The sequence below is a fragment of the Psychrobacter sp. A3 genome, assembly GCF_028823565.1.
Lineage (GTDB): Bacteria > Pseudomonadota > Gammaproteobacteria > Pseudomonadales > Moraxellaceae > Psychrobacter > Psychrobacter celer.
In genome coordinates this window covers 74,018-95,274 of sequence record NZ_JAPEHS010000002.1, presented here as the reverse complement: position 1 = coordinate 95,274, position 21,257 = coordinate 74,018, and the positions used below count along the sequence as shown (strand labels likewise).

Sequence of the window (21,257 nt, the reverse complement as noted above, 5' to 3'; positions counted from 1 at the left end):
TTAACATGACCAACGCTCACGACATCACCTACGAAACTGTCTTTCAATCCGATATCGTCAGCCAAATGCAAGCGCAAGGCTGGCAATTAGGCAGTCCTAGCGGCTATCAGGCAGAGACCGCACTATATGAGCAAGACGTGCTGGATTTTGTGCAGACTACCCAGCCGCAGGAGTGGAAGAAGTTCTGCCGTACTTTTCCTATCGATTCTGAGCGCCACTTTATTACCGCATTAGTCAAGCAGCTTAACAAAGCGGACGCGCACGCCACCGATAGAGCCTCGCGCACCTATGGCACCTTAGGTGTATTGCGTCATGGTCTAAAGATTCGTAACGCGCGCTTCTCACTTTGTCAGTTTAAGCCTGAGCATAGCTTGAACCCTGAGACCATGGCCCGCTATGAAGCCAATATTTGCCGCGTCGTACCTGAAGTAGTGTATAGCCCTTATACCAGTATTAAAGACGGCGCTGACGCTAATGGCAAGGTCGCTAAGCGTAACCGTATCGATATCGTGCTATTCGTCAATGGCTTGCCTGTCACTACAATGGAGCTAAAGTCGGAGTTTAAGCAAGCGGTACAAAACGCTATTACTCAGTATAAGCGCACCCGCCTGCCAAAAGACCCAGATACCAAGAAACCTGAGCCGCTGCTGACCTTTAAGCGCGGCGCATTGGTTCACTTTGCCGTCAGTCAGTATGAAGTCTATATGACGACAAGGCTGGCAGGTTACAGTACCTACTTCTTACCCTTTAACAAAGGCACTAGTGATGGCGGTGCGGGTAATGACGTGCCAGCGGATAGCAGTCGTTATGCCACCGATTACCTATGGAATGAAGTGCTGACGCCTGATAATTTGCTCGCCATCCTCGGCCACTTTATGCACTTGCAGATAGAGGAAGAAGAGGACGCTATTGGCCGTAAGTCCAAAAAAGAGACCATGATGTTCCCGCGCTATCATCAGTGGGACGTGGTGACCAAGCTGGTCGATGCGGCCATTACTGAGGGCGCGGGACAAAAGTATCTCATTCAGCATAGTGCGGGTTCGGGTAAGTCTAACTCTATCGCATGGACAGCGCATCAGCTCTCCACCTTATACAACAGCGACGGCGATAAGCAGTTTGACTCCGTGATCGTCATTACTGATCGCACCGTACTGGACGACCAACTACAAGACACCATTTATCAATTTGAACATGCTGATGGCGTAGTCGGTAAGATCAACCGTAAAGAAGGTGACGGCTCAAAGTCTGAGCAGCTTGCCGAAGCACTGGTCAAATCGCAGCCGATTATCATTGTCACCATTCAAACCTTTCCCTTTGTGCTCAAAGCTATCGAAGATTCTAGCGTTCTAAAGTCGCGCCGTTATGCCATTATTGCCGATGAAGCGCACTCCTCACAGACAGGCTCTACCGCACGCCAGCTCAAAGAAGTGCTGGTCTCAGGTGATATAGACAGTAATACAGATGATGATAAGCCGCTCTCTAGTGAAGATGTTTTAGACGCCACATTAGCTGCGCGCCGTAGCAGTCCGAATCTGAGTTATTACGCCTTTACCGCCACACCTAAGCCAAAAACCATCGAGCTGTTTGGCCGTCTGCCTAACCCTGACTTGCCAGCCTCTAGCGACAACCTGCCAGCCGCTTATCATGTCTATTCTATGCGCCAAGCGATCGAAGAAGGCTTTATCTTAGATGTGCTAAAGAACTACACCAACTACAAAGTGATGTATCAGCTCACTCAAAAGCTGGCTAGCGATGACGATGAGGTCGATGCCCGCCGCGCGAAGATTAAGCTGAATAACTGGGTGCGACTGCATGAGCACAATATCGCGCAGAAAGTTAAGATCATCATTGAGCACTTTAACGACAATATTAAAGGCTTACTCGGCGGGCAAGCAAAAGCGATGGTAGTGACAGGCTCACGTAAAGAAGCGGTACGCTATAAGCTGGCCTTTGATAAATATATTAGTGATTACAGTTACCGCGGCATCAATGCCATGGTCGCGTTCTCAGGGGAAGTCACCTTTAACGATAATGACCCTGACAGCAGCGCACTACTTGGTGAGAAGTTCACTGAGCATAATATGAATATCGGTCTCAAAGGCCGCGATATGCGTAAAGCTTTCGATAGTGACGACTATCAAGTGATGCTAGTGGCCAATAAGTTCCAGACAGGCTTTGACCAGCCGAAACTATGCGCCATGTACGTCGATAAGAAGCTGACAGGCGTGGACTGCGTACAGACCCTTTCACGGCTCAACCGTACCTATAAGGGTAAGGCTGAGAGCGGTACGTTTGTGCTCGACTTCTTTAATGATCCTGAAGACATCCTTGAGGCCTTCCAGCCGTACTATGAGACCGCCACTTTAGTGAATGTGTCTGACCCCGATCAGGTGTATGACCTGTATGAAAAGCTACGCGCCAGCGGTATCTTCTTATGGCATGAGGTCGAGCAGTTTGTTGAAGCTTTCTATAGCAAGAACAAGTCTAACGCTGCCATTAGTAACATCTGTAAGCCAGCGGTTGAGCGTTGGCAGAAGCGCTATAAGCTAGCACGCGAACAAGCCCAGCACGCTAAGGAAATGCTTGAGCGTACCAAAGCGACAGGCGATGTGGTGCTGATGACCAATGCCGAGAATGACTACAAAGGTTTTAAGGCTGATCAAGACGCGCTGGAGATCTTTAAAAAGGATTTAGGTACATTCACCCGTCAATATGAGTTTATGTCGCAAATCGTGGACTATGACGATAAAGAGTTGGAAAAGCTGAGCTTATACGCCCGTAACCTGCGGCCATTATTACGCGAAAGTGTGGACAATGAGGATGATATTGATCTAACCAACATCGCTATGAGTCATTACCGCGTCTCAAAGCTGCACCAGCAGGATCTAAAGCTAAAGGAGGGTAGTGGTGAGTTAGAAGCTGGCGGCGGTGGCGGTACAGCAAAGCCAAAGGATCAGAAAGAAGAGCTGTTATCAAAGGTCATTAATCGATTAAATGAGGTGTTCGCTGGCGAGGACTTTACCGATAAGGACATGATCAACTTTCAAAACACGATTTGGGATAAGGTCACAGAAAATGAGATCGTGGTAAAGCAGTTTACTAATAACAGTACCGATCAGATTATGCTCGGCGGTTATCCTGATGCAGCGATGGATGCATTATTTGAGAGCCAAGAAGCCTACGAAGGTATGACCATGCACTTACTATCTAACCCTGATCAGTTTAAGAAATTTATTAAATTGATGCTTGATACGAAGCTGGGTAATGAGGTTTCGGGGTAGGTTATACAGAAAATCCAAGGTAACAAGGGGGTGGTATTCATCTAGGTGGATAAAGCCCTCTTTTTTGCTTCCTCTTGCTTCCTTTTCCATTCCATGATTCCGCTGTACGTATTGTACAATAAGCTATTGATGTGATTTCAATATTTTACAAAAGTCGTTTCTTGCTTCCTAATTTTCTTGCTTCCATCGACCTTGGCTCTAGATATTTGATGGATCTACTAAGGATAGTAGAAGTATGAATAATTAATATTATGTACCTATTTACCTGCCAGCCTATTCTGTTGAATTAACCATATTGGCTCTAACCTAAGCCTGACAAAACTGACAAAACTGACAAAACTAATTAATAGGCAATAAAAAAGACGCTATATCTCAATAACGTCTAACTATTGCACTGACATAACTGACGAAACTATAAAAGCTCATTTAATCTTGAGTTGATATAGTAACGCTTTGTCGGCCTGCCTCCCTGCACTGTGCTTGGTATCTCCTGACAGCTTAACCAGTCATTTTCTACTAATATTTCAAGCGCGTTCAATACGTCACCAGTATCAGTTAACCCTTTCCAACTTTTGCGGGTCAGCTGCCTAGCCGCAAAGCCATGACTGATCCAATCGGTTTTGTCGGTTTTGTCAGCTCCTTTTTTGACCATTTTCATTACTTTATCGGCTAGATAAGACGCTTTGATATTGGCGTTGTCGGTAACTATGCTATAAATGCGTATCATGTGAGTTTCTAACATGTCATGCCATGCTAGAGCTGCATTAAGCGCTGTTATACTGACTGCGCCTAATGACGCGTCATGCTCGATGCAATCGACTAAATGAAATATAAGCGCTAATGATGCTACGGTTTTAGGATATTTAGTCATATGCTCAGCCATCACACTATGCTCACACTCATCAGCTTTTGCTTTGTTTTCATCGTACCAACTCATAAACTTTTTATAAGCGTCATCAGTGAAACGATAGTAAGGTCGCTTGTGATAGTCATCAATCGGGTTTGCACCATACTTGATGAAGTCGCCTAAGCTCATATTGTCGATGGTTTCAAATAAGTCATAAACGATTTGTCTTATTTCAGCGTTTGGCGCTATATCGCGCTCTTTTAGTCCTTTAGTATGGTCAGGATAAATGGCGAGCTGAAACCGTTGTATCAGTCCATCGTTGTCTAGCCCTTTAATCGTTTTTTCTAAGTAGCGCTCGAGCTTGTTTGGCTGTATGCCGCCAATAACAGACAAGCAATGATTCTCAATAAATATCGAGCCACGTATAACCCTATCCATCACATGACTGCCAGTACCGTTGTAAGCAGATAGATAAAACTCTCTAGCTTCTCCGTTGCTTTCACCGTCTATCGATACCAGTAACCCTGTAAGCTCATCACGTTCTACTAGCAAGCCGTTTTGTGTTTGACTGAGCGTTTCACCTAACTTTTGATAAGTGCTGTCGTTGGCTATGTAGCGCTTCATAATCGGCTCACTTGCATCAGCGTTCTGTACTTCGGCTATCGTTTGCGCTTTTGCTTTGAGGTCGTCATCAGTTATTTTATGCTCAGCATCATCAGCTTGCTGGGCTTGCTCTTTTGCGAGTTTTTGTAATTCACTCTTTATCGCTTTGGTCTTAAATTCGTTGATCTCTTTTTGAGCTGCAAAGTTTTTTTGTGATTGCTGATACTCAGTTTTTGCTTTGCACGTTAGGCTTTTAAGTGGTTTCATACCTGCATCAAGTGCTGGACTTTTTTTAGTCGATGGGTTGCCAATAATAGCTCCCCATAAGTTTGGTACGACTTCCCAGTCGTCGTCGTACATTTTTGGGTAGATACTAACCTTTGTACCAATAACGCTTGCTAACGCGGTTATCAAAGGTATGGCAATATATTCAGCTGGGGTGCTTAAACGCTCAGCATGGTTATTCACGTAGCGCTGTAAGCTGTCGGGTAACATTCCATCAGTTACACTCTTAACTGGTGGCAGTGTTTTGCTAATCGGTTTGGGCTTTGGTTTGCCTAATGTCTGTAAGTCGATAACCTCAGCATCAGCGATCAAGTTATTGTAATCAGCGTTAAGCTCAAGCGCGTCATAAATGAGCGTATGTTCACAGATAATCGCTTCAACATTCACGCCTTTGAGTGGTGTTATGACTTTGGCCTTATTCTGTGAGGTCGTCATAATGGTGACTTGCTGCACCTCTGCAAAGTGCTTCACCGTCCGATTAAACAAACTCGGTACAAGGCAAGTGAGTACCGTTGCATCAATGCCTTGCTTGCAATAAGCGTTATAACATCGCACTGCCTCAGCAAGATCAGCTATGACTATCCACTTACTATCACGACTCATTGAGCCAATGACAAAGGCGCTCGGTATATCAGTATCAGATATAAAGATACGTCCATTATTGTCAAGCGGCGTGCTGGCGAGTGTGACAATCTCAGCTTGATTATTAACTTTTAGTAGTCCTATAGTACCAGCGGTGTCGAGTTGCTTCTCTCCTGCAAGCGCTCCTGTAAATATGGTAATATCTCTATCTAGATAGATAACTGAGTTTAACGTTCCATTGCTTAGTAAGCTTTCTAATGCGTCATGACCTGCAACATCTGCAAATGTAGCTAGTCTAAAATCTGCGATATGTTGTGACAAGCCTGTGCTAATAGCATGGGCTTTGTTATCTTTATCGGTTGTCATTGCTGCCCCCATCACCATGTGTTATGCGCTTTGCTTCCTGTTTATAGTGTGGGTAGTGATAAGCGCGTCTGTCTTTACGCTTTTGAGCTTTACCGTGTTTTGATTTGGCAAAAACTAATTGCGCGTCCATAAAAGTTTGTGATTTATCGCTGCTCATGGGTCACCTCGCTATACTGTACGGTACAAAACATTGGTGACAGTAGTAAGCCGATGACGACTACCCATACCATAAATTCTAGTAGCTTTGATGGTAGGCTGCGCTTGCCAGCTCGTACTTCATGCTGGGGCTGTAGGTTATCTTTAGGATTATTGCTGCTCATAGGGGTTCACCTCCAATTCAGGCATCAAGATCAGCTGGGTCATGATGCTTTCGCTCAAACCAATAGCGCTTTCATTAATACTCACCAAAGCCGCCCTTACTGCTATTATCACGCCTTTGCTGGCTGGGTCGCTAACTTCTATCATATTGAGCGCATAAGCTAGGCTTTCACAGTCCTCAGCGTAGCTTTGTATATAATCATCTACTAATGACAATTCATGACTATCTACTGCTACTATGCGCGGCTCTAATATGTCGTTTGATTGGCTCATGCGGCCACCTCGCTGTTAGATAACTCACTTTTAACTAAGGTTGGTTCATCGAGCCAATAGACTGCGAACCATTTATTGTTATGCTTGACCATTTCACTTTGAATAATCAGTCCTTCCGCTCGTAAGTCATATATGCGAGGGGCTAGACTTGTAATTCTGTAAAGACGGATAGATTCCCAAATAGTGATAGTCGCGCCTGTCATTAGGTGCACCCTGATTATCACTATTTGGGTCTTAGGAGCTTGCTCGTTGGTCACTGGGGCGGCGGCTGTAGTAGTCATGGTCTATACCTCCTCTTTTGAGTGGGCATGACTGTCTAGCCAGCTATTGATTTCAGACAAACGCCATAGACTAGCCCGTCCGATTTTTACGGGTGCTGGGAACTTGCCTTCATTGATTAGATGATAAATGTGTTTGGCGCTAAAGCCTGTGATGCCGCGTGTGGCGGCTTTGGCAGTGACGGTGCGCTGTTGGCCTGATCTAGTGGTATAAGTCTTGGCTTTACGCTCAGGTTGATTGGCAAGGTCTGCCATTCTTAGATATTGATCGACTAAGGTCATAATCATTTACTCCATAGCGGTTAAAGGAATGGGCGGTAATGCCCTGTTATGAAGTGAATGATAGGGGGTGCTATCGGCTATCACGCAAGCACTTTTGATATGATGTTATGGCAATAATATTGCTATCATGGCAATAAAAAACCCTTGATAGACAAGGGCTGATAGCTGTTATAGCAATAATTTAAAAATACGCCTATCTTTTATATTTTCCTCCACTTCTTGCTTCGCTATGACGGCAAACTTTATCAATATTTAATGCTAAAGCTTTTGATACACCATCAAAATTACCTGTTATCCATCTGACAATAATCTCTTGCTTTGGTGCTGATTGATTAGGATTGTAATCAAGCCAAAATTCGGTGATGACTTTATCCATGATGTTCATGGCCGGGGTCGTATAGGAACGTCTATCAGTCGTGGATTGTTCTAACTGGCTTTTGAGTCTGGCTATTTGGTCGTTAGCGGCTTCCAGTTCATTGATCAACTGCTCGTTGGTCTCAGATTCGCTATAAGTTACTGTTGGCGCTCCCATTGAGAAACTACCAGTATTTTTTGCGTCTTCTATTTCTTGTTCAAGTTCAGCTATACGCTCTTTATCAGTTTTTTTATTTCCTTGCTTTAACGCTAATTTTTCAGTTACATGGTTCACAGTAGCTTGCTGCTTCTCATAATTAGGCTTAAGGTTTAACACTTTTATATGCTCAGCATTAAAAATATCGTCTTTCAAAAAATATAATTTTGAGAAATCGTCATTTTTTTCTAATTCAGCCATAGTACGTAATGGGTAATCTTCTTCTTTATTATCACTGTTGATGATAAAGTCTCCTAAATAAGACTCTGTAAAATAACTACTATAAGAAGGTTTATCATAAATTGGCGTGTCGTAGTTACAAAGTCCACAATACCTACCTAAGTAAGTTATAACTTCATCATTAGTATTACCAGTATGATTAGCAACTAACCTGATAAAGTCACCAATACTTATATATTTATTATCCTCGTCTTTTATCAAGTCTATCAAGTTCATCATTCGCACCCTCACACCCTTAAATAAAAAAGGAGCAAGGCGCTGACAGAAGGGTGCGGTTACTGTCGTTCGGGTAATTAGTCCTAGCCTTGCAATCGGTTATAACAGCGTTTGACGCTATCAATATCGGCTTGCCAGCCCAATGCTGGCGATAATTAGTAAAGCGGTGTTGTTAAATGTTGTTAAAGCTGCTCGGCAAGTTTGGCCAGTACCTCAGACGATACACCTTGTGCCTGTAGGCTCTTTATCAATATGTCCTTATCATGCAGCGCAATATCAGTCGCTTGCTCATTGCGACTATCCATCTCTTTAGCGAGTTTATCAGGGGTTAGTAAGTCAAAGCTCACCGCCTTGCCAGCTCGTAGATCATCAAGGTGGTCTGCCCATTTATTCATCATCACCTGCCGTTCGGCTAAGTGTGCTGATAAGTCATAACGCTTTTTGACGCTCGACTGTTCAAGGTGCGCTAGCTGTATCTCGATCAAATTATCATTAAATTGCAGTTCATATAGCCCCGTGCTGGCAAGCTGTCTAAAGCCGTGACCTGTCATCTTAGGGTAGGGGTCACCCGTATAACCCATGCGCTTGAGTGCTTGATTGAACCATACCTCACTGTAGGGCTGGCTGCGTTCAAAGTTATAGAAGACATAACCCGTCTGCTCCGTTAGTGGACGCATACGCTCAATAATAGCCATAGCTTGCGGTGATAGTGGAATTATGTGATCTTGACGCATCTTCATCTTATGCGCAGGTATGCGCCATACGTTTTTATGATAATCAATCTCTGACCATTCAAAGAACCTAAGCTCTTTCGTTCTGACAAAGCAAAGCGCCATAAGTTGCATACCTGCCACAGTTTGGTCATGCCCGTTTGGATTGTCTTTACTGTAGTTGTCAATATTGTGTAATAGGTCGGGGAATTGGTGCTGTTCTACCGCCTTCATGCGTTCGGCTTTGTGTGGTCTAAGCGCCTTACTGCGTCCAAAAGCTACATTGATTATATCGTAGCCCAAGGTATTGATAGCATATTCAAACACTGATGTTATAAACGCCACGCTCTTGTGAGCGGTGTCTGATGTCCATTTACCTTGCTTTTCGAAGTAGGTTTGAACGGCTAATCCTGTTTTGATCACATCTTGAGCCGTGATAGCTTGAATAGGGTAGTCACCAATATGCGGCGATACATGCTTATCAAGGTAGGTTTGAAGTTTTTGTACGTTTTTAGGGGTGGTGTCCGACTTATCATTGATATAGCTTTGTGCTATTACCTTAAATAGGTCTTTTTGCTCAACACTGCTTTTATGCTGGTTCTTATTGACAGAAGGGTCAATACCATCATCTAGCAGCTTTTTAGCTCTATCACGCTCAGCTCGCGCTTGTTTAAGAGTAACATCAGGCTTGAACACGGTATCAACATCTTGCTTAGATGATCTGTATGTCCCAATGTGAAAGGTCTTCTGTTTGGGCTTGATATCTTTGTCTGACTGATAACGGTAAGTCATTACCCAGTACAGCGAACCCTTTGGATCATGAACTAGATAAAGGCTATTGCCATCGCTATATCTTTTGCGCTTAGCTGGTGGGTCAAGCTTAGCAATAGCTTTTACGCCATTGACACTTAATAGGTAGTTTTTGCGCTCAGCCATTGTCACACCTCAATTAGCTACGATTGATAATTACCGTGTACAACAGTGATGATATTTATGTACAACAAGATAATGGTAATTTCATATATGTACATCGGTATGTACAACATTGTAGAGGTGCTAGTAGGTAATGACAAGTATTTAATAAAGACTGAGAACTAGGTATGACATGGGTTTAAAGGACTTGAGGTAATGCGAGGTTATGTCTAAATACAATGATTGGCGCGCCCACCAAGACTCGAACTCGGATCGGTCGCTTAGGAGGCAACTGCTCTATCCTGTTGAGCTATAGGCGCGTTGTGGAGAGACATTGTAGAAAAAAGCCGCGCCAAAAGCAATGAGCAATCTACAAATAGACAGATTATCTTTATTTGCCATTACTGAGCGCGTCGGCGACGTCTACGGGGTTTTCACTTGAGGCTTGTTTGGCGCGTGACGTTGGATTAAATAAATCATCTACGCTGTTTTTATAGCCATCGATATTATCATAATCGTATTTTTTTAATATATCCTGTCCTGCGCTCGATAGCAAAAAGTTACGAAAGCTGATGGCAACGCTATTATCGGACAAAATCACCCCGTCTAAGCTTTCTTCATCTGTTAATGCATAGCTAAATGCATTTAAACTGCGCGCTTCTTGATTGTCTGTTTTGGCTTTATTGGCAGTTTGCCCCATCTCTGTATCTGCCGCTTGGTCATGAGAGGCGGTACTGGCTTGCTTTTTATTAAACGCATTTTGCATCAGCGTTAGCTGGGCTTGCAAAGGCTCAAGGCGTTTGGCTGTCAAGCTACCGTGGGCGATGATGATGTCTGTACCGATGTTTGAGGCAGGATGCTCGGCGGCCATGTCGCTATCTGCTAATTGCAAGAACGCATGAGGGGGCACATAATTGGCCAAAACTTGTACGTGCGGATAGCGAGACTCAAAGCTGACAATCACATCATCCAAAGGCACTTGTAGGCGCTCTTCTGCTTGTACATACAGGGTGGAGGTTGATATATCGTCCTCTTCACTCTCTGCCGTTATGGCTGACGCTTCATTATTGCTTGCCATAATCGGCAAGGGGTCTATATTTTTACGGTTACTGATCCACAGCCACATAAAAATGGCGATAAAAACGATGAGCAATAGTAAAATTAGCCCAGCCAGTAGCAGCTTGTAGTCTTTCATATATGACTGCTCTTCTTATAATCGGTAGTGAATGGTCAAGGTGGTACTCAGATAACGCAAAAAATCAGACTTCGATATCAGAGTGCGCCCTAAGAGCTGCTGCTATCAGGTTATTATCCCTAAAGCGACTGATGCAGCACTTCCTCTGCCAAATCTGCCAGCATGTTTGCAAAGATATCCGTCGTGGCAGCGGTATTTATGGCCGAATCGTTGCCGCTTGGACTGTTGGTTTTTAGGCGGCTGGGCGCGCTGGTATCATCGTTTTTGCTCGCCGCTGCTGGATGATAGTGTGAAGGGGAAGTGGGTTTGTTGTCAATGGTTTTTACTTGATGAGCGGCAAGCGGCGACTCACCTGTTGATAGCTTGTCTTTGAGCCATTTAAAGCCATGCGCCTGCCACCATGCTTCAAAACGTGACAGTGAGCTACCGTGGACGGCGGCGGGGAGGTTTAGAGTACGAAGCTTTTGTGCCAGTATCGGATCGCTGATGGCTTGATGAATGCTCAAGTAGAGTCCGCTACTATCGTCGGTATAAGGCTTTCGGTTTTGCCAGGCGTTATCGTTGATTCGCATACGTGGCAGTTGCCAGAGCTCGCCGCGATAATAGACGACGTACAGCCGTTTTTTTGGATGGACGAAAATGGCATCAATAGGGCGCAGGGGCATAGTAGTTGTTTATCTCGTTGACAAAAGAGTTAAGGTAAAAACTTAACGACATCCATTGTCGCAGGCTGTCTTACTGAGTAGATGATATACTGGCAAACCGCCATAAACAATGGCACACTGATCGGCAAGTGACGCATCTTGCGCTTTTTATCGTTATCAAGCTGCTTTATCATGCATTCTGATATTGACATTATGCTAGCAGAAATGTAACAAGCGAACGACCATCAAACATGAATTGATGAGTGTCGTCGGCAGTATTGCTATTATGCTTTGCACCATGACAGACTATGTTTGCACGTTACTGTACCTGATCGTACCTAGCATGCTTCCGTCGCTTCGTTATTTTATTGTCACTCCAATTAGATCGCCTTTATGTTTAAAATCATTCAGTCCCACCGTACCGAGCTGTTGGTTGAGCAGTTGTTAGCTGCCTATAAGTCCAAAAACCAACCCGTCTTTGAGAAGTTTGTGGTCATTGTACCGTCCATGGTGCTTGGTGATTGGCTAGATAAGTCTATTGCAAGCCAAGCGGGTATCAGCACCTTAGTGACGACGACGTTTTGGGGGCAGTATCAGTGGACATTGATGCAAGATGTGTTGAGCCGTCACAATGCCTATTTGCTAGAACAAAACCCTGATGCGGCCACATTGAATGTACCTGAGGTGGCAGTGCTGTCACCAACGGTGATGCAGTGGCGCTTGTTTGGTTATTTGACTTATTATCAAGAAGCCATTGTCGCTGATGAAAAACATCCCGTTTATCCACTGCTGGCATCTTTGATTGATGAGCCGCAAGAAGAAGTGCAGCAGGATAAGGCACAGCAAGACGCGCGCATTTGGCAGCTGGCAAGTGATTTGGCAAGGGTGTTTAACCGTTACTTGACTCATCGTGAGGATTGGCTGGCGCTATGGTCGGACAATAAGCCACTTGATGTAGACAAGCTAATCGCAGATAAAGATGCACTCTCACTACGGTTTGATAAGTATGCGCGAGGCACCCCTGATTGGTTGGTGGTGCATTATGTAGAGCTAGAGATCGCGCAGCGTTTCTTATGGTCGCATTTGTTTGCTGATGTGCATCAGCACCGGGTGGCGCTTGAGGATACCTTTTGGTCAGCCTTAAAAGAAAACAAGGCAAATGAACGCGCGCAATTGCCCAAAGTGCTGCGCATTTTTACCATTCAGCAATTGCCACAGACCGAGCTCGACTTTTTGCAGCGCTTATCGCAATACATGGATATTACGCTACTACATTATAACCCGTCTAAGCTGTTTTGGGCGGATATCGTGGACAAGTCGTGGCTACAGCGTCAGCAGATTATCAACCCTGAAAGCGTGTTTTTGCGTGATTATGGGCACAGTTTGCTATCGCGTTTGGGCAAGCAGTCGCGCGATACTTTTGCGATGCTTGCGAATTTATCGGGTAATGAGCAGTACCAAGACGCACTCGTCGAATGGCAGGATATCTTTGATGAGGGCGATGATAGCAATAAGGGTTTGAGCGATGCGTTCGGTATTGATTCTGATGACAGTGGGCAACAGCTACAAGACAGCCCAAGCTTATTAAAGCGTTTGCAAAATGATTTATTGATGCTAGATGAGCAGTCTACCCAGCAAGCGACCGCAGCCAAAGTCTCGCAAGCAGTCAGTGAGCAAATAGAGCTGTCTTTTGAGCAAGTTGATCAAAAGCCGCAAGAATCGGCGTGGTATGACGATGAAGTATTAGAAAACAAGCGCTTTGAGAAGGAGCGTTTGTGGGCGATGTCTGCACAAGACAATAGCCTCAGCATTCACTCATGCCATAGCCTACAGCGTCAGCTAGAAGTGCTGCGTATCATGATTGGGCGCTGGCTCAATGAACCCTTAGCATCTGGTGAGAAAAAACGCCATATATCCGATATTGTCGTGTTGCTGCCCGATGTTGAGCGGCATCATGCGCTGATCAGCTCTATATTTGTCAGTGGTAAAGGTCAAGATGGTTTAACCCTGCCAGCAAAGGTGACGGGGGTGGTTGATGCCGATATTCGTCAGCTATGGGAGGCTATTATTGGTTTTTATAAGTTGTTAGGCAGTCATAGCGCCCGCTTTGAAGCGGCTGAGGTGCTTGATTGGCTGATGCTGCCACCGCTGTATGAAAACTTCGGCTTAACCCATGAGCAGATGAGCCGTGGTTGTGATCTGCTGATCGAGGCAGGCTTTATTCGCGGTTTTGATGAATGGCATCTTAAACAAACCCTAGATAGCCACGACTATGATTACCGATTTACCTTTGCTCAAGCGTTAGATAGATTGACGCTTGGTCTGGTGATGCCAGAGGCCAGTTTGAGCGATTGCTTATACCCTTTGGCACAGGAGGACTGGCCAAGCACCGCCTTGCCAGAGATGACTCTGCCGCTGCCGCAAGTGAGCCTAAATGATGCGATGATTGTTGAAGCGCTTTGCCGTATTTATGCAGGCTTGACTGCGCGCCGTGATGACCATACAAAAAAACTCAAAGCCGAGGACTGGCTGGCGCAGATTGAGACACAAGTGATTCATCGCTACTTCGGTGATGTCGATCAGACACGTACGATGCGCGCCATCTATAATGCCATGAATGGCTTTAAATCAAGCCTGAGGGCCAATCGCCACTATCGACAGTATGCCAGTAGTGATAGTGCCAACAGGGAGGTAGAACACAGGCTGGCAGGTGTCGAGCAGTTGCCGCTTAAGCTGAGCTTTATGCTGGACAGTATCGAGGCGGAGCTTGAGAGTCAGCAGGTCAGTGCTGAGCCGACTGGAGTGATTACTTTTGGTCGATTTGGAGCGCTCAGAAACGTGCCTTTTGATTTGGTGGTGATGCTCAATATGGATCTGTCTGAGTTCCCTGGGCGTGACCGTGATAATCGCTATGATTTGATGAAAGCTGCCAATGCTCGCCGCGGTGATAGAGTTAGTGAAGATGACGATAATGGTGCGTTCTTAGACGCACTACTGTGCGCGCGCAGTGCGTGCTGGATATTTTATAATGGTCAAAGTCTGACAGATACCCACGAGCACCTGCCTGCCAACCCAGTCAGTGAGCTGTTGCAGTTTTTGCAAGGCGAGGTACAGTGGCAGGTCAACTCGCTTGAAGCCTTAGATACCTTAGACGCATTGCCTGAGAGTGTTGACTCTACCACCGAGAGTCTTAAGCGTTATTTACCTAAATTGATTAAGCAGTGGCTGGTGACGGAGCATCCGGCACTGCCTTTTCACGAGAGCTTGTTTGAAATAAATAGTGAAGAGGCGGATGCTTTTGAGCAAGCATCTGATACGTCTACGACTCATTCAACCCTTCATCCCAACCAGAGTGAGAGCGTCGATAAAGACAAGACAGATGCGCTGGATGCTATTTTGCATACCGCCATGCGCAAAACCAAGCTTGCGCAACAACGCCAATTTCCGCCCGCGCCGCTGTGGCAAGCGGTGTTTCATACCTTAAAGGATAGTGCATCTTATGAGCAGACAGCGCTGGTTGGTTTGCCGACTAAGTCCCAGTATGAAGCCATCGCTCAGCTGCTTGGACACTCTCTAGGTCAATTGGGGCAAGTAGACAATCAAACCTTAGCGGCATTGGCTGAGATGCTATCACTAGACGCAGAGTCTGGTATAGACACTATTAATATCGACGCTATGTTTGATACGGTGTTCAATATTGAGGAGATAGACGTTGAAGGCGCATTGGCCTATCAAGTGCGTCATCCTGCCAAGGCGTTTTTGCGTACTCAAAAGGTGCATGTGGTGCAAGGCGAGGAAGCGATGGCTAATCAAGAGCCACTATTCCTAGACAATCTGACGACTTATCAGATCAAAGCGCATTTGATTCATGAACTGGCAAGCGATGCCGCTAATAACCATGTCGAGACTACAGACAAGCAAGACCACCCAATTTTAATGTATCAAAAAATCATGCCAGCAGGGGTGGCGCGCCAAACGACCTTGCCCAATCAGCAGCAAAAACTGCAGCAGCAATGTCAGGAGTTTAAAGAGCAGCTAGTTGCTAATGGCTTGGACAATGATTTGGATAATGCCCAGCTAGTTGATGGAAATGGTATAAGTGGTTTGCAGCTACTGACCCCAACGATCGAGCATCCCGTGCAGCTAGCGCTAGCATCTGTGCTAACTGATGCTAGTAATGAGGCTGATGATACGTCATTACTAAAACTATTACCTAAAGTGGTTAAAATAAAAGGCTCAGTACCAACATCAGTACCGATAGATGCTAATAATCCTCGTGCTACCCTACAGGCTGGCATGTCCTATGCCGAGCAATCCCCCAAGCAGTGGTTAAATATACTGCCCAATTCTGCTAGCCCCAAGCATTTAATCAAGTTTTGGTTGTCACATCTGTATTGGCAAGTCGCCAGACGCACAACTGCCGAGCAAGTCGCAGCAGATGATGGCGTGAGTATTTGGCGCTTTAATAAGCCAAGCTCGCAAGTTGGTAAATATAAAGATGTAATTGCATTTAAGCTCAGCCCTATTGTGTATGAAGATGCGTTGGTCGAGCTGATAAAATGGGCAATTTTTGGCAAGCTAGTCGGTCAAGTGCCGATTACCTTATTGCCAGAATATGCGCTCAGTTATCTTGATAAGTGCGCAAAAGCGGCAGAGAGTGAAGACGAGAGCGGCAGCTATTGGACAAAACGCGCAGACTTCTCAGATTGGTTAAGACCTAACTATCATGTAGACACGGTATACGATACCTGCTCGCAGCATGCCATTTGGCAATATGTACTGCGTGATCAAGATGCCTTTAACGCCTTATCAGCAGCCTTAACGACGTTAGCGCAGCCGCTGTATGAGCCGATGTATAAAGCCCTGCAAGGTCTAGATAGTTAGCTGGCTAGTTGTTTACTTACTAGTTGTTTACTTATTATTTAACACGGTTCGTTTTTTTTACCCTTTGGTATGACAAATAATAAAAAGTGTATGCCCCTATGACAGAATTTATCACTGATACACCGATATCACCGAGTTTTGACGATGAATTGTACCAATCCTCTTCTCAAAGTGTAGACGTTGCAGAGCCCAAGGCTGAGGTGATACCAGCGATTGAGGTGGCATTGACAGGTCGGCATCTTATCGAAGCATCAGCTGGTACGGGTAAGACTTGGACACTTACGGGTATCGTACTGCGCTTGCTCATTGAAGCACGGCGCGCGCCAGAGCAAATCATTGCAACGACCTTTACTCGCGCTGCGGCAGCCGAGATGCGTCAGCGCATTCATGATCGTTTGGTGGATTTTTATCAGCTGCTGCAATGGGTGAGTAGCCTGAGTGCCAGCCCTGCAAATAAAGAGCATTTATATCCATCCATCCTACAAGTGACGCCAGACAACGATAAAGATAAGGAGAATAGTCAGGTAAGTCAGCATGCAGACACGGATGCGACTGCTGAAAAAGGCGCTGATGAACTCAACCAAGACATTCAAGACATTGACTATGACTATGATAAAGCCCATGACAAAAAAGCCGCGGCCAAAAAGCGTGTACAAGCAAAACAAACTCGTGAAAAATGGCTAGTCGCGCAGGCAAAAGGTGCGCGCTTAGATGACATCATGCAAGATCCTATCAATCTGCATCTGGTTGGCTACTTGCTTGATCATGTATATAGCTATCCTATGACAGAGGCGATTCGCCGTACGGCATTGGTGTTGACGACCTTGGACAAGCTGTTTGTCGGTACCCTCGATAGCTTGGCACAAAAGTGGCTTACAGAATACAGTAGCGAGACAGGCCACCAGCAAGGCATGGCCATTATTGACGACAGTAGTATCGAGCAAGTGACGGACAGTACCATTCATGATGAACTGCGTCAGTTTCAAAGCCGACTGTACCATGAGCAGCCCAAGCTTTATGCATTGATGGATCAGCAAGGCAAGCTGACGGCGGTGGGCGACCACAAAGGCTTTGTCACGCGCTCCCTGAATTTTATCTCTGCGCCGATTGATGAGGTAAGGCTAGCAGATTTTGATTTTAGTCTATATGAGCAGCTATTGCATGAGTTTGCGACATTAGATTTGGCAGATATTCAGCCGTATTTAAACCCTGATTATCGAAAGTCTCAAGGGTTTCATGGTGGTTCCAATTTATTCAAGCAATTTGATGCCATTATTGAGGTGCATCAAAAAATAGCGGAACATCAGCTGGCGTTTACCAGTTATTTAAATGAACGTGAAAATAAGATTCTTACCTCATTGCAGGATTCTAGATATCCCAATGAAGAAGGTAAAATTAAGAATTTTAATAAGAATAGAGAAAAAGAGCATGAAGCGTTTTTCGCGTTAGAAACCATCAGTAAATTAATGGCTATCTTGGATATGGTTGATGGTTTAAATCAGCATATTGTGATGTTGTTAGCCAATCTCAATCGCCATATCGTGCTGGCGGTGCGTGACAGACTGCCGGTTATCTTAGAAGAGCGCGGTGAGACCACCTTTAGCTTGCAGATGGTACGCTTAAACCAAGCATTGACCGGTCGGCAAGGAGAGAAGCTAGCGCGTTATATTCGTCATCATTATCCAGTGGCATTGATTGATGAGTCGCAAGACATCAATGGCGAGCAAGCCATTATGATTGAAAGCATCTATTTGCCGAAGCGTAAACCGTCGGCCAATGACAAGCAGGCTACGGGTAATAAAGCGAGCAATAAAGCCAACCATGAATTTTTGCTATTGGTTGGTGATCCTAAGCAGGCCATTTATGGGTTTCGCGGCGGTGATGTCGCCAACTACAATTATATGAAAGCCCAGTTTGACAAAAGCAGCCTATGGACGCTCGATACTAACCGTCGTTCAAACGCCAGTGTGATTAACGCTCTAAACTGTTGGTTCGGTATGCCTGCGCCAGTGACTCAAGAGAATAGGCTGGCACAGTTAGGTAGTGGTATTTATTACCAGCACATCAAAGCTGAAAAGCAAGAAAATCAGCTGTCTTGGTTTCGTCAGCCAGACATGCCAAACAGCGACCAAAATAGTGACTCGGTAGATGACTTAGTAAATGACGTGCTCTCTGCTCAGCCCGTGAGTGTGTTGCACCTGCCTTATGATAAGGCGCTTGAGTACGACGAGTTTGAAATCACAGCCCGTCATATTGCCACCTTGCTGAGCAGCCATCAGACACTTAAAGGCAAGCCGATTCAACCGAGCGATATTGGTGTGCTGGCACGTGCAAAAAAAGACTTAAAGCAAGTCGAAGACGAGCTTGTCAAGCTTGGTGTGCCGACCTTGACCACCAGTGATGTCAGTATCTTTGAAACCATCATGGCAGAGGATGTGGCAGCGCTGCTGAGCGCCATGCTATACCCGTATCGTCACGATATGATCAATCGGGTGCTGACCAGTCATTTGTATGGCCTGAGCATCAGGGATGTCAAAGCCATGATGACGGACCATAAGTCAGGGGTTGTAGATTTAAATAGCGCTAATACACAAGCCATTGATAATAAGAAAAGCTATCAAGATTTTATTAGCTATTTAAAAGAAGGCGGCCAGCGTTGGCAGCACTTTGGCATATTATCGGCCATGCATTACTTGTTGGACAAAAGCCCTGTACAGCCGCAAGGCGTGTGGCAAGCACTAGCCGCGCATCCAGAAGGTGCGCGTCATATTATGGATTTGCGCCATGTGATGGATATCTTGGCGCAGTATGGTATCGGCATGGGTGAGTATGAGCTGCTAGCGTGGTTTAGACAGAACATAGATAGCGCGCCGAGCAGTGAGTGGGCTAAGCAATATCCGCTACCGACAGAGTCTGGCGTGCAGCTAATGACCATTCATAAGTCTAAAGGACTAGAGTTTCCCATTGTCTATGTACTGGGTATGGACGATGCCAGTAGAAAATCAGGTAATAAAGAAGACTATGGGTTGTATCTCTATAATGCGCAACAAAACCCTAGCCAGCAATATGCTACTCAACAAGACGTTTCTCAACAAAATCAGTCAGCGTTGGCGCAGCAATCGACAGGCAATCAGCGCCGATTCTCACCCTTGCAAGGCTCAGCCACTAAAGCAGACTATTACACTGAGTTTGAAACCCAAGAAGGTTTTGATGAGCTACGTCGCCTGGGCTACGTCGCCTTTACTCGTGCTAGTGAGCAGCTTTATGTGGTCTTGAAAGATGCTCATAGTAATACGAATGCGTGCTTGAGACCAGTCTGCTATTGGCTAGACGTACCGGCTAAGAATATTGAATTGCCAGATAGGCTCAAAGGCACCATAGGCATGATTAGAGGGCATAAGGTCGATGCGTTTTATCGTGATAACTGCGTGACAGCAATAAGCGCATTAACGAATAATGGCGCGCTTGCCTCGACTAAGCCCAAAACCGAGCCTATTCAGTATGATGATTTTTCAGAGGTTATGAAAATCAATTATTTTTATGGTTGGGCCAAGACCAGTTTTACCGCCTTGGCTCGTCAGCTAGATGAGTCGGCGCAGACAATGGCTGTGATGGATGAGCGTATAGATGATGCGGTAGATATTGATGTTGATATCAATATCACCGAAACGTCAGTTTCACCGTCACTGGGTGGTCATGAACCAGATAGTCATGAGTCTGCCGCGCAAGTCGGTCAGGCAAGTCTCAAGTTAGAGGATGATATTCGTTTTACCTTTGTCAAAGGTGCCAATGCGGGTACGTTTTTGCATGAGATATTTGAAAAAATTGATTTTGGCAATAAATCGCAGTGGCCACAGGTTATCGATAGGGCTGTCAGTAGCTATCAGCTGCCGCTGGTGTATAGCAGTGCTGAGGTCCAAAGCCGTCGCCTACAAGCAAAAACGCAAGACAAAGGTGGTAGTGCGTCATTAAATACTGATTTATTGGATTCGGAGGCGATCGATGTTGGTAAGCATGAAGCGCTCATTGGCTGGATAGAAGAGGTGCTACATACGCCACTCTTAGCGTCTAATCAGCCGTTACATGCTATTGATGCAGGCCATAGGTTTGCCGAATTAGAGTTCAATATGGGGCTATCAGAGCGTTTTAAAGCACAGGATATCAATCAGCTTTTTGAGAAGTACCTACCAGATGAGACCGACAAGCACATCAATCTGGTTTCGCAAAACAAAGCGCATTTATATCGTTATTTACGTGGTGAAATCGATTTAGTATATGAGCATGCTGGCAAGTATTATGTCGTCGATTATAAAAGTAACTTTTTAGGAAATAGCCTAAGCGATTATGACGAAACTACGCTCAAGCGAGCAATGTCGAAAGCAGGATATTGGTTACAAGCCGCCATTTATCAAGTAGCATTGCATCGGTTTTTGTCGATGCGAATTGCTGATTATATAGGCAATGAAGATAAATATTTGGGCGCGGTGGAGTATGTCTTTTTACGAGGTGTATATGATCCAGCCTCTCAGTTGGCGACTAAGGCAAAAGAGGCGAACACACTGAGCGGCGGCGACTCAACAGCCAGTAAGACAATGCCTGATAAGCCAATAAGCAATGTCCGCTACGGACTGGTGACTTGGGATATACCCATTGGTTTTATTAAGGCTTTAGACACGTTGTTTGGCATACCAAATTAGCAGTTTATAGTTTATCAAATCTAAGGATAACATAGTGCTGCTAGGATACTTTTTTAAAGCCCTAAATTGAACT

Annotated in this window: 13 protein-coding genes and 1 tRNA gene; 3 read left to right on the top strand and 11 right to left on the bottom strand. The window is 45.2% G+C overall.

The features are described 5' to 3' along the window. The first annotated feature begins 5 nt into the window (after positions 1-5). Complete coding sequence (locus NK638_RS01000; protein ID WP_274631572.1) at positions 6-3,281, top strand: type I restriction endonuclease subunit R; 3,276 nt, start codon at positions 6-8, stop codon at positions 3,279-3,281. A gap of 412 nt (positions 3,282-3,693) precedes the next feature. Here the strand turns inward: NK638_RS01000 and NK638_RS00995 are convergent, their stop codons facing one another. From NK638_RS00995 to NK638_RS00950, 11 genes are all read right to left on the bottom strand, one after another. After that, a complete protein-coding gene (locus NK638_RS00995; protein WP_274631571.1) occupies positions 3,694-5,964 on the bottom strand; it encodes a YfjI family protein in 2,271 nt (756 codons plus the stop codon). Beyond that, positions 5,951-6,121 (bottom strand): hypothetical protein, encoded by a 171-nt coding sequence (locus NK638_RS00990; RefSeq protein WP_274631570.1) that lies wholly within the window; start codon positions 6,119-6,121, stop codon positions 5,951-5,953. The genes NK638_RS00995 and NK638_RS00990 overlap by 14 nt, the downstream gene beginning before the upstream one ends. Continuing rightward, positions 6,108-6,284, bottom strand: coding sequence for a hypothetical protein (locus tag NK638_RS00985; protein WP_274631569.1), 177 nt, complete (start codon positions 6,282-6,284; stop codon positions 6,108-6,110). Before NK638_RS00985 ends, NK638_RS00990 begins: the two co-directional genes overlap by 14 nt. Beyond that, positions 6,271-6,555, bottom strand: coding sequence for a hypothetical protein (locus tag NK638_RS00980; protein WP_274631568.1), 285 nt, complete (start codon positions 6,553-6,555; stop codon positions 6,271-6,273). The genes NK638_RS00985 and NK638_RS00980 overlap by 14 nt, the downstream gene beginning before the upstream one ends. Beyond that, entirely contained in the window at positions 6,552-6,836 is a 285-nt protein-coding gene (locus tag NK638_RS12480; protein ID WP_446739791.1) for a helix-turn-helix domain-containing protein, read from the bottom strand. Before NK638_RS12480 ends, NK638_RS00980 begins: the two co-directional genes overlap by 4 nt. 3 nt (positions 6,837-6,839) lie before the next feature. Beyond that, entirely contained in the window at positions 6,840-7,115 is a 276-nt protein-coding gene (locus tag NK638_RS00975) for a helix-turn-helix transcriptional regulator (RefSeq protein ID WP_274631567.1), read from the bottom strand. Positions 7,116-7,308: 193 nt separating this feature from the next. Continuing rightward, positions 7,309-8,145 carry a hypothetical protein gene (locus tag NK638_RS00970; RefSeq protein ID WP_274631566.1) on the bottom strand — a complete coding sequence of 279 codons (837 nt, stop codon included), beginning with the start codon at positions 8,143-8,145 and terminating at the stop codon, positions 7,309-7,311. Positions 8,146-8,324: 179 nt separating this feature from the next. After that, positions 8,325-9,788: a tyrosine-type recombinase/integrase gene (locus tag NK638_RS00965; RefSeq protein ID WP_274631565.1), complete on the bottom strand. Its 1,464-nt coding sequence runs from the start codon at positions 9,786-9,788 to the stop codon at positions 8,325-8,327. Between the two features lie 220 nt (positions 9,789-10,008). After that, positions 10,009-10,084 (bottom strand) — tRNA-Arg (locus NK638_RS00960). A 71-nt stretch (positions 10,085-10,155) separates the two neighbouring features. After that, positions 10,156-10,959: a hypothetical protein gene (locus NK638_RS00955; RefSeq protein WP_274631564.1), complete on the bottom strand. Its 804-nt coding sequence runs from the start codon at positions 10,957-10,959 to the stop codon at positions 10,156-10,158. Positions 10,960-11,078: 119 nt separating this feature from the next. After that, positions 11,079-11,624, bottom strand: coding sequence for a hypothetical protein (locus NK638_RS00950; protein WP_192995037.1), 546 nt, complete (start codon positions 11,622-11,624; stop codon positions 11,079-11,081). Between the two features lie 372 nt (positions 11,625-11,996). Between NK638_RS00950 and NK638_RS00945 the strand changes: the two genes are divergently transcribed. Further along, the gene (locus NK638_RS00945) at positions 11,997-16,487 is read left to right on the top strand and encodes an exodeoxyribonuclease V subunit gamma (protein WP_274631563.1); all 4,491 of its coding nucleotides are present in this window, start codon (positions 11,997-11,999) and stop codon (positions 16,485-16,487) included. Positions 16,488-16,585: 98 nt separating this feature from the next. Then, positions 16,586-21,184, top strand: coding sequence for a UvrD-helicase domain-containing protein (locus NK638_RS00940; protein WP_274631562.1), 4,599 nt, complete (start codon positions 16,586-16,588; stop codon positions 21,182-21,184). The last annotated feature ends 73 nt before the right edge of the window (positions 21,185-21,257 follow it).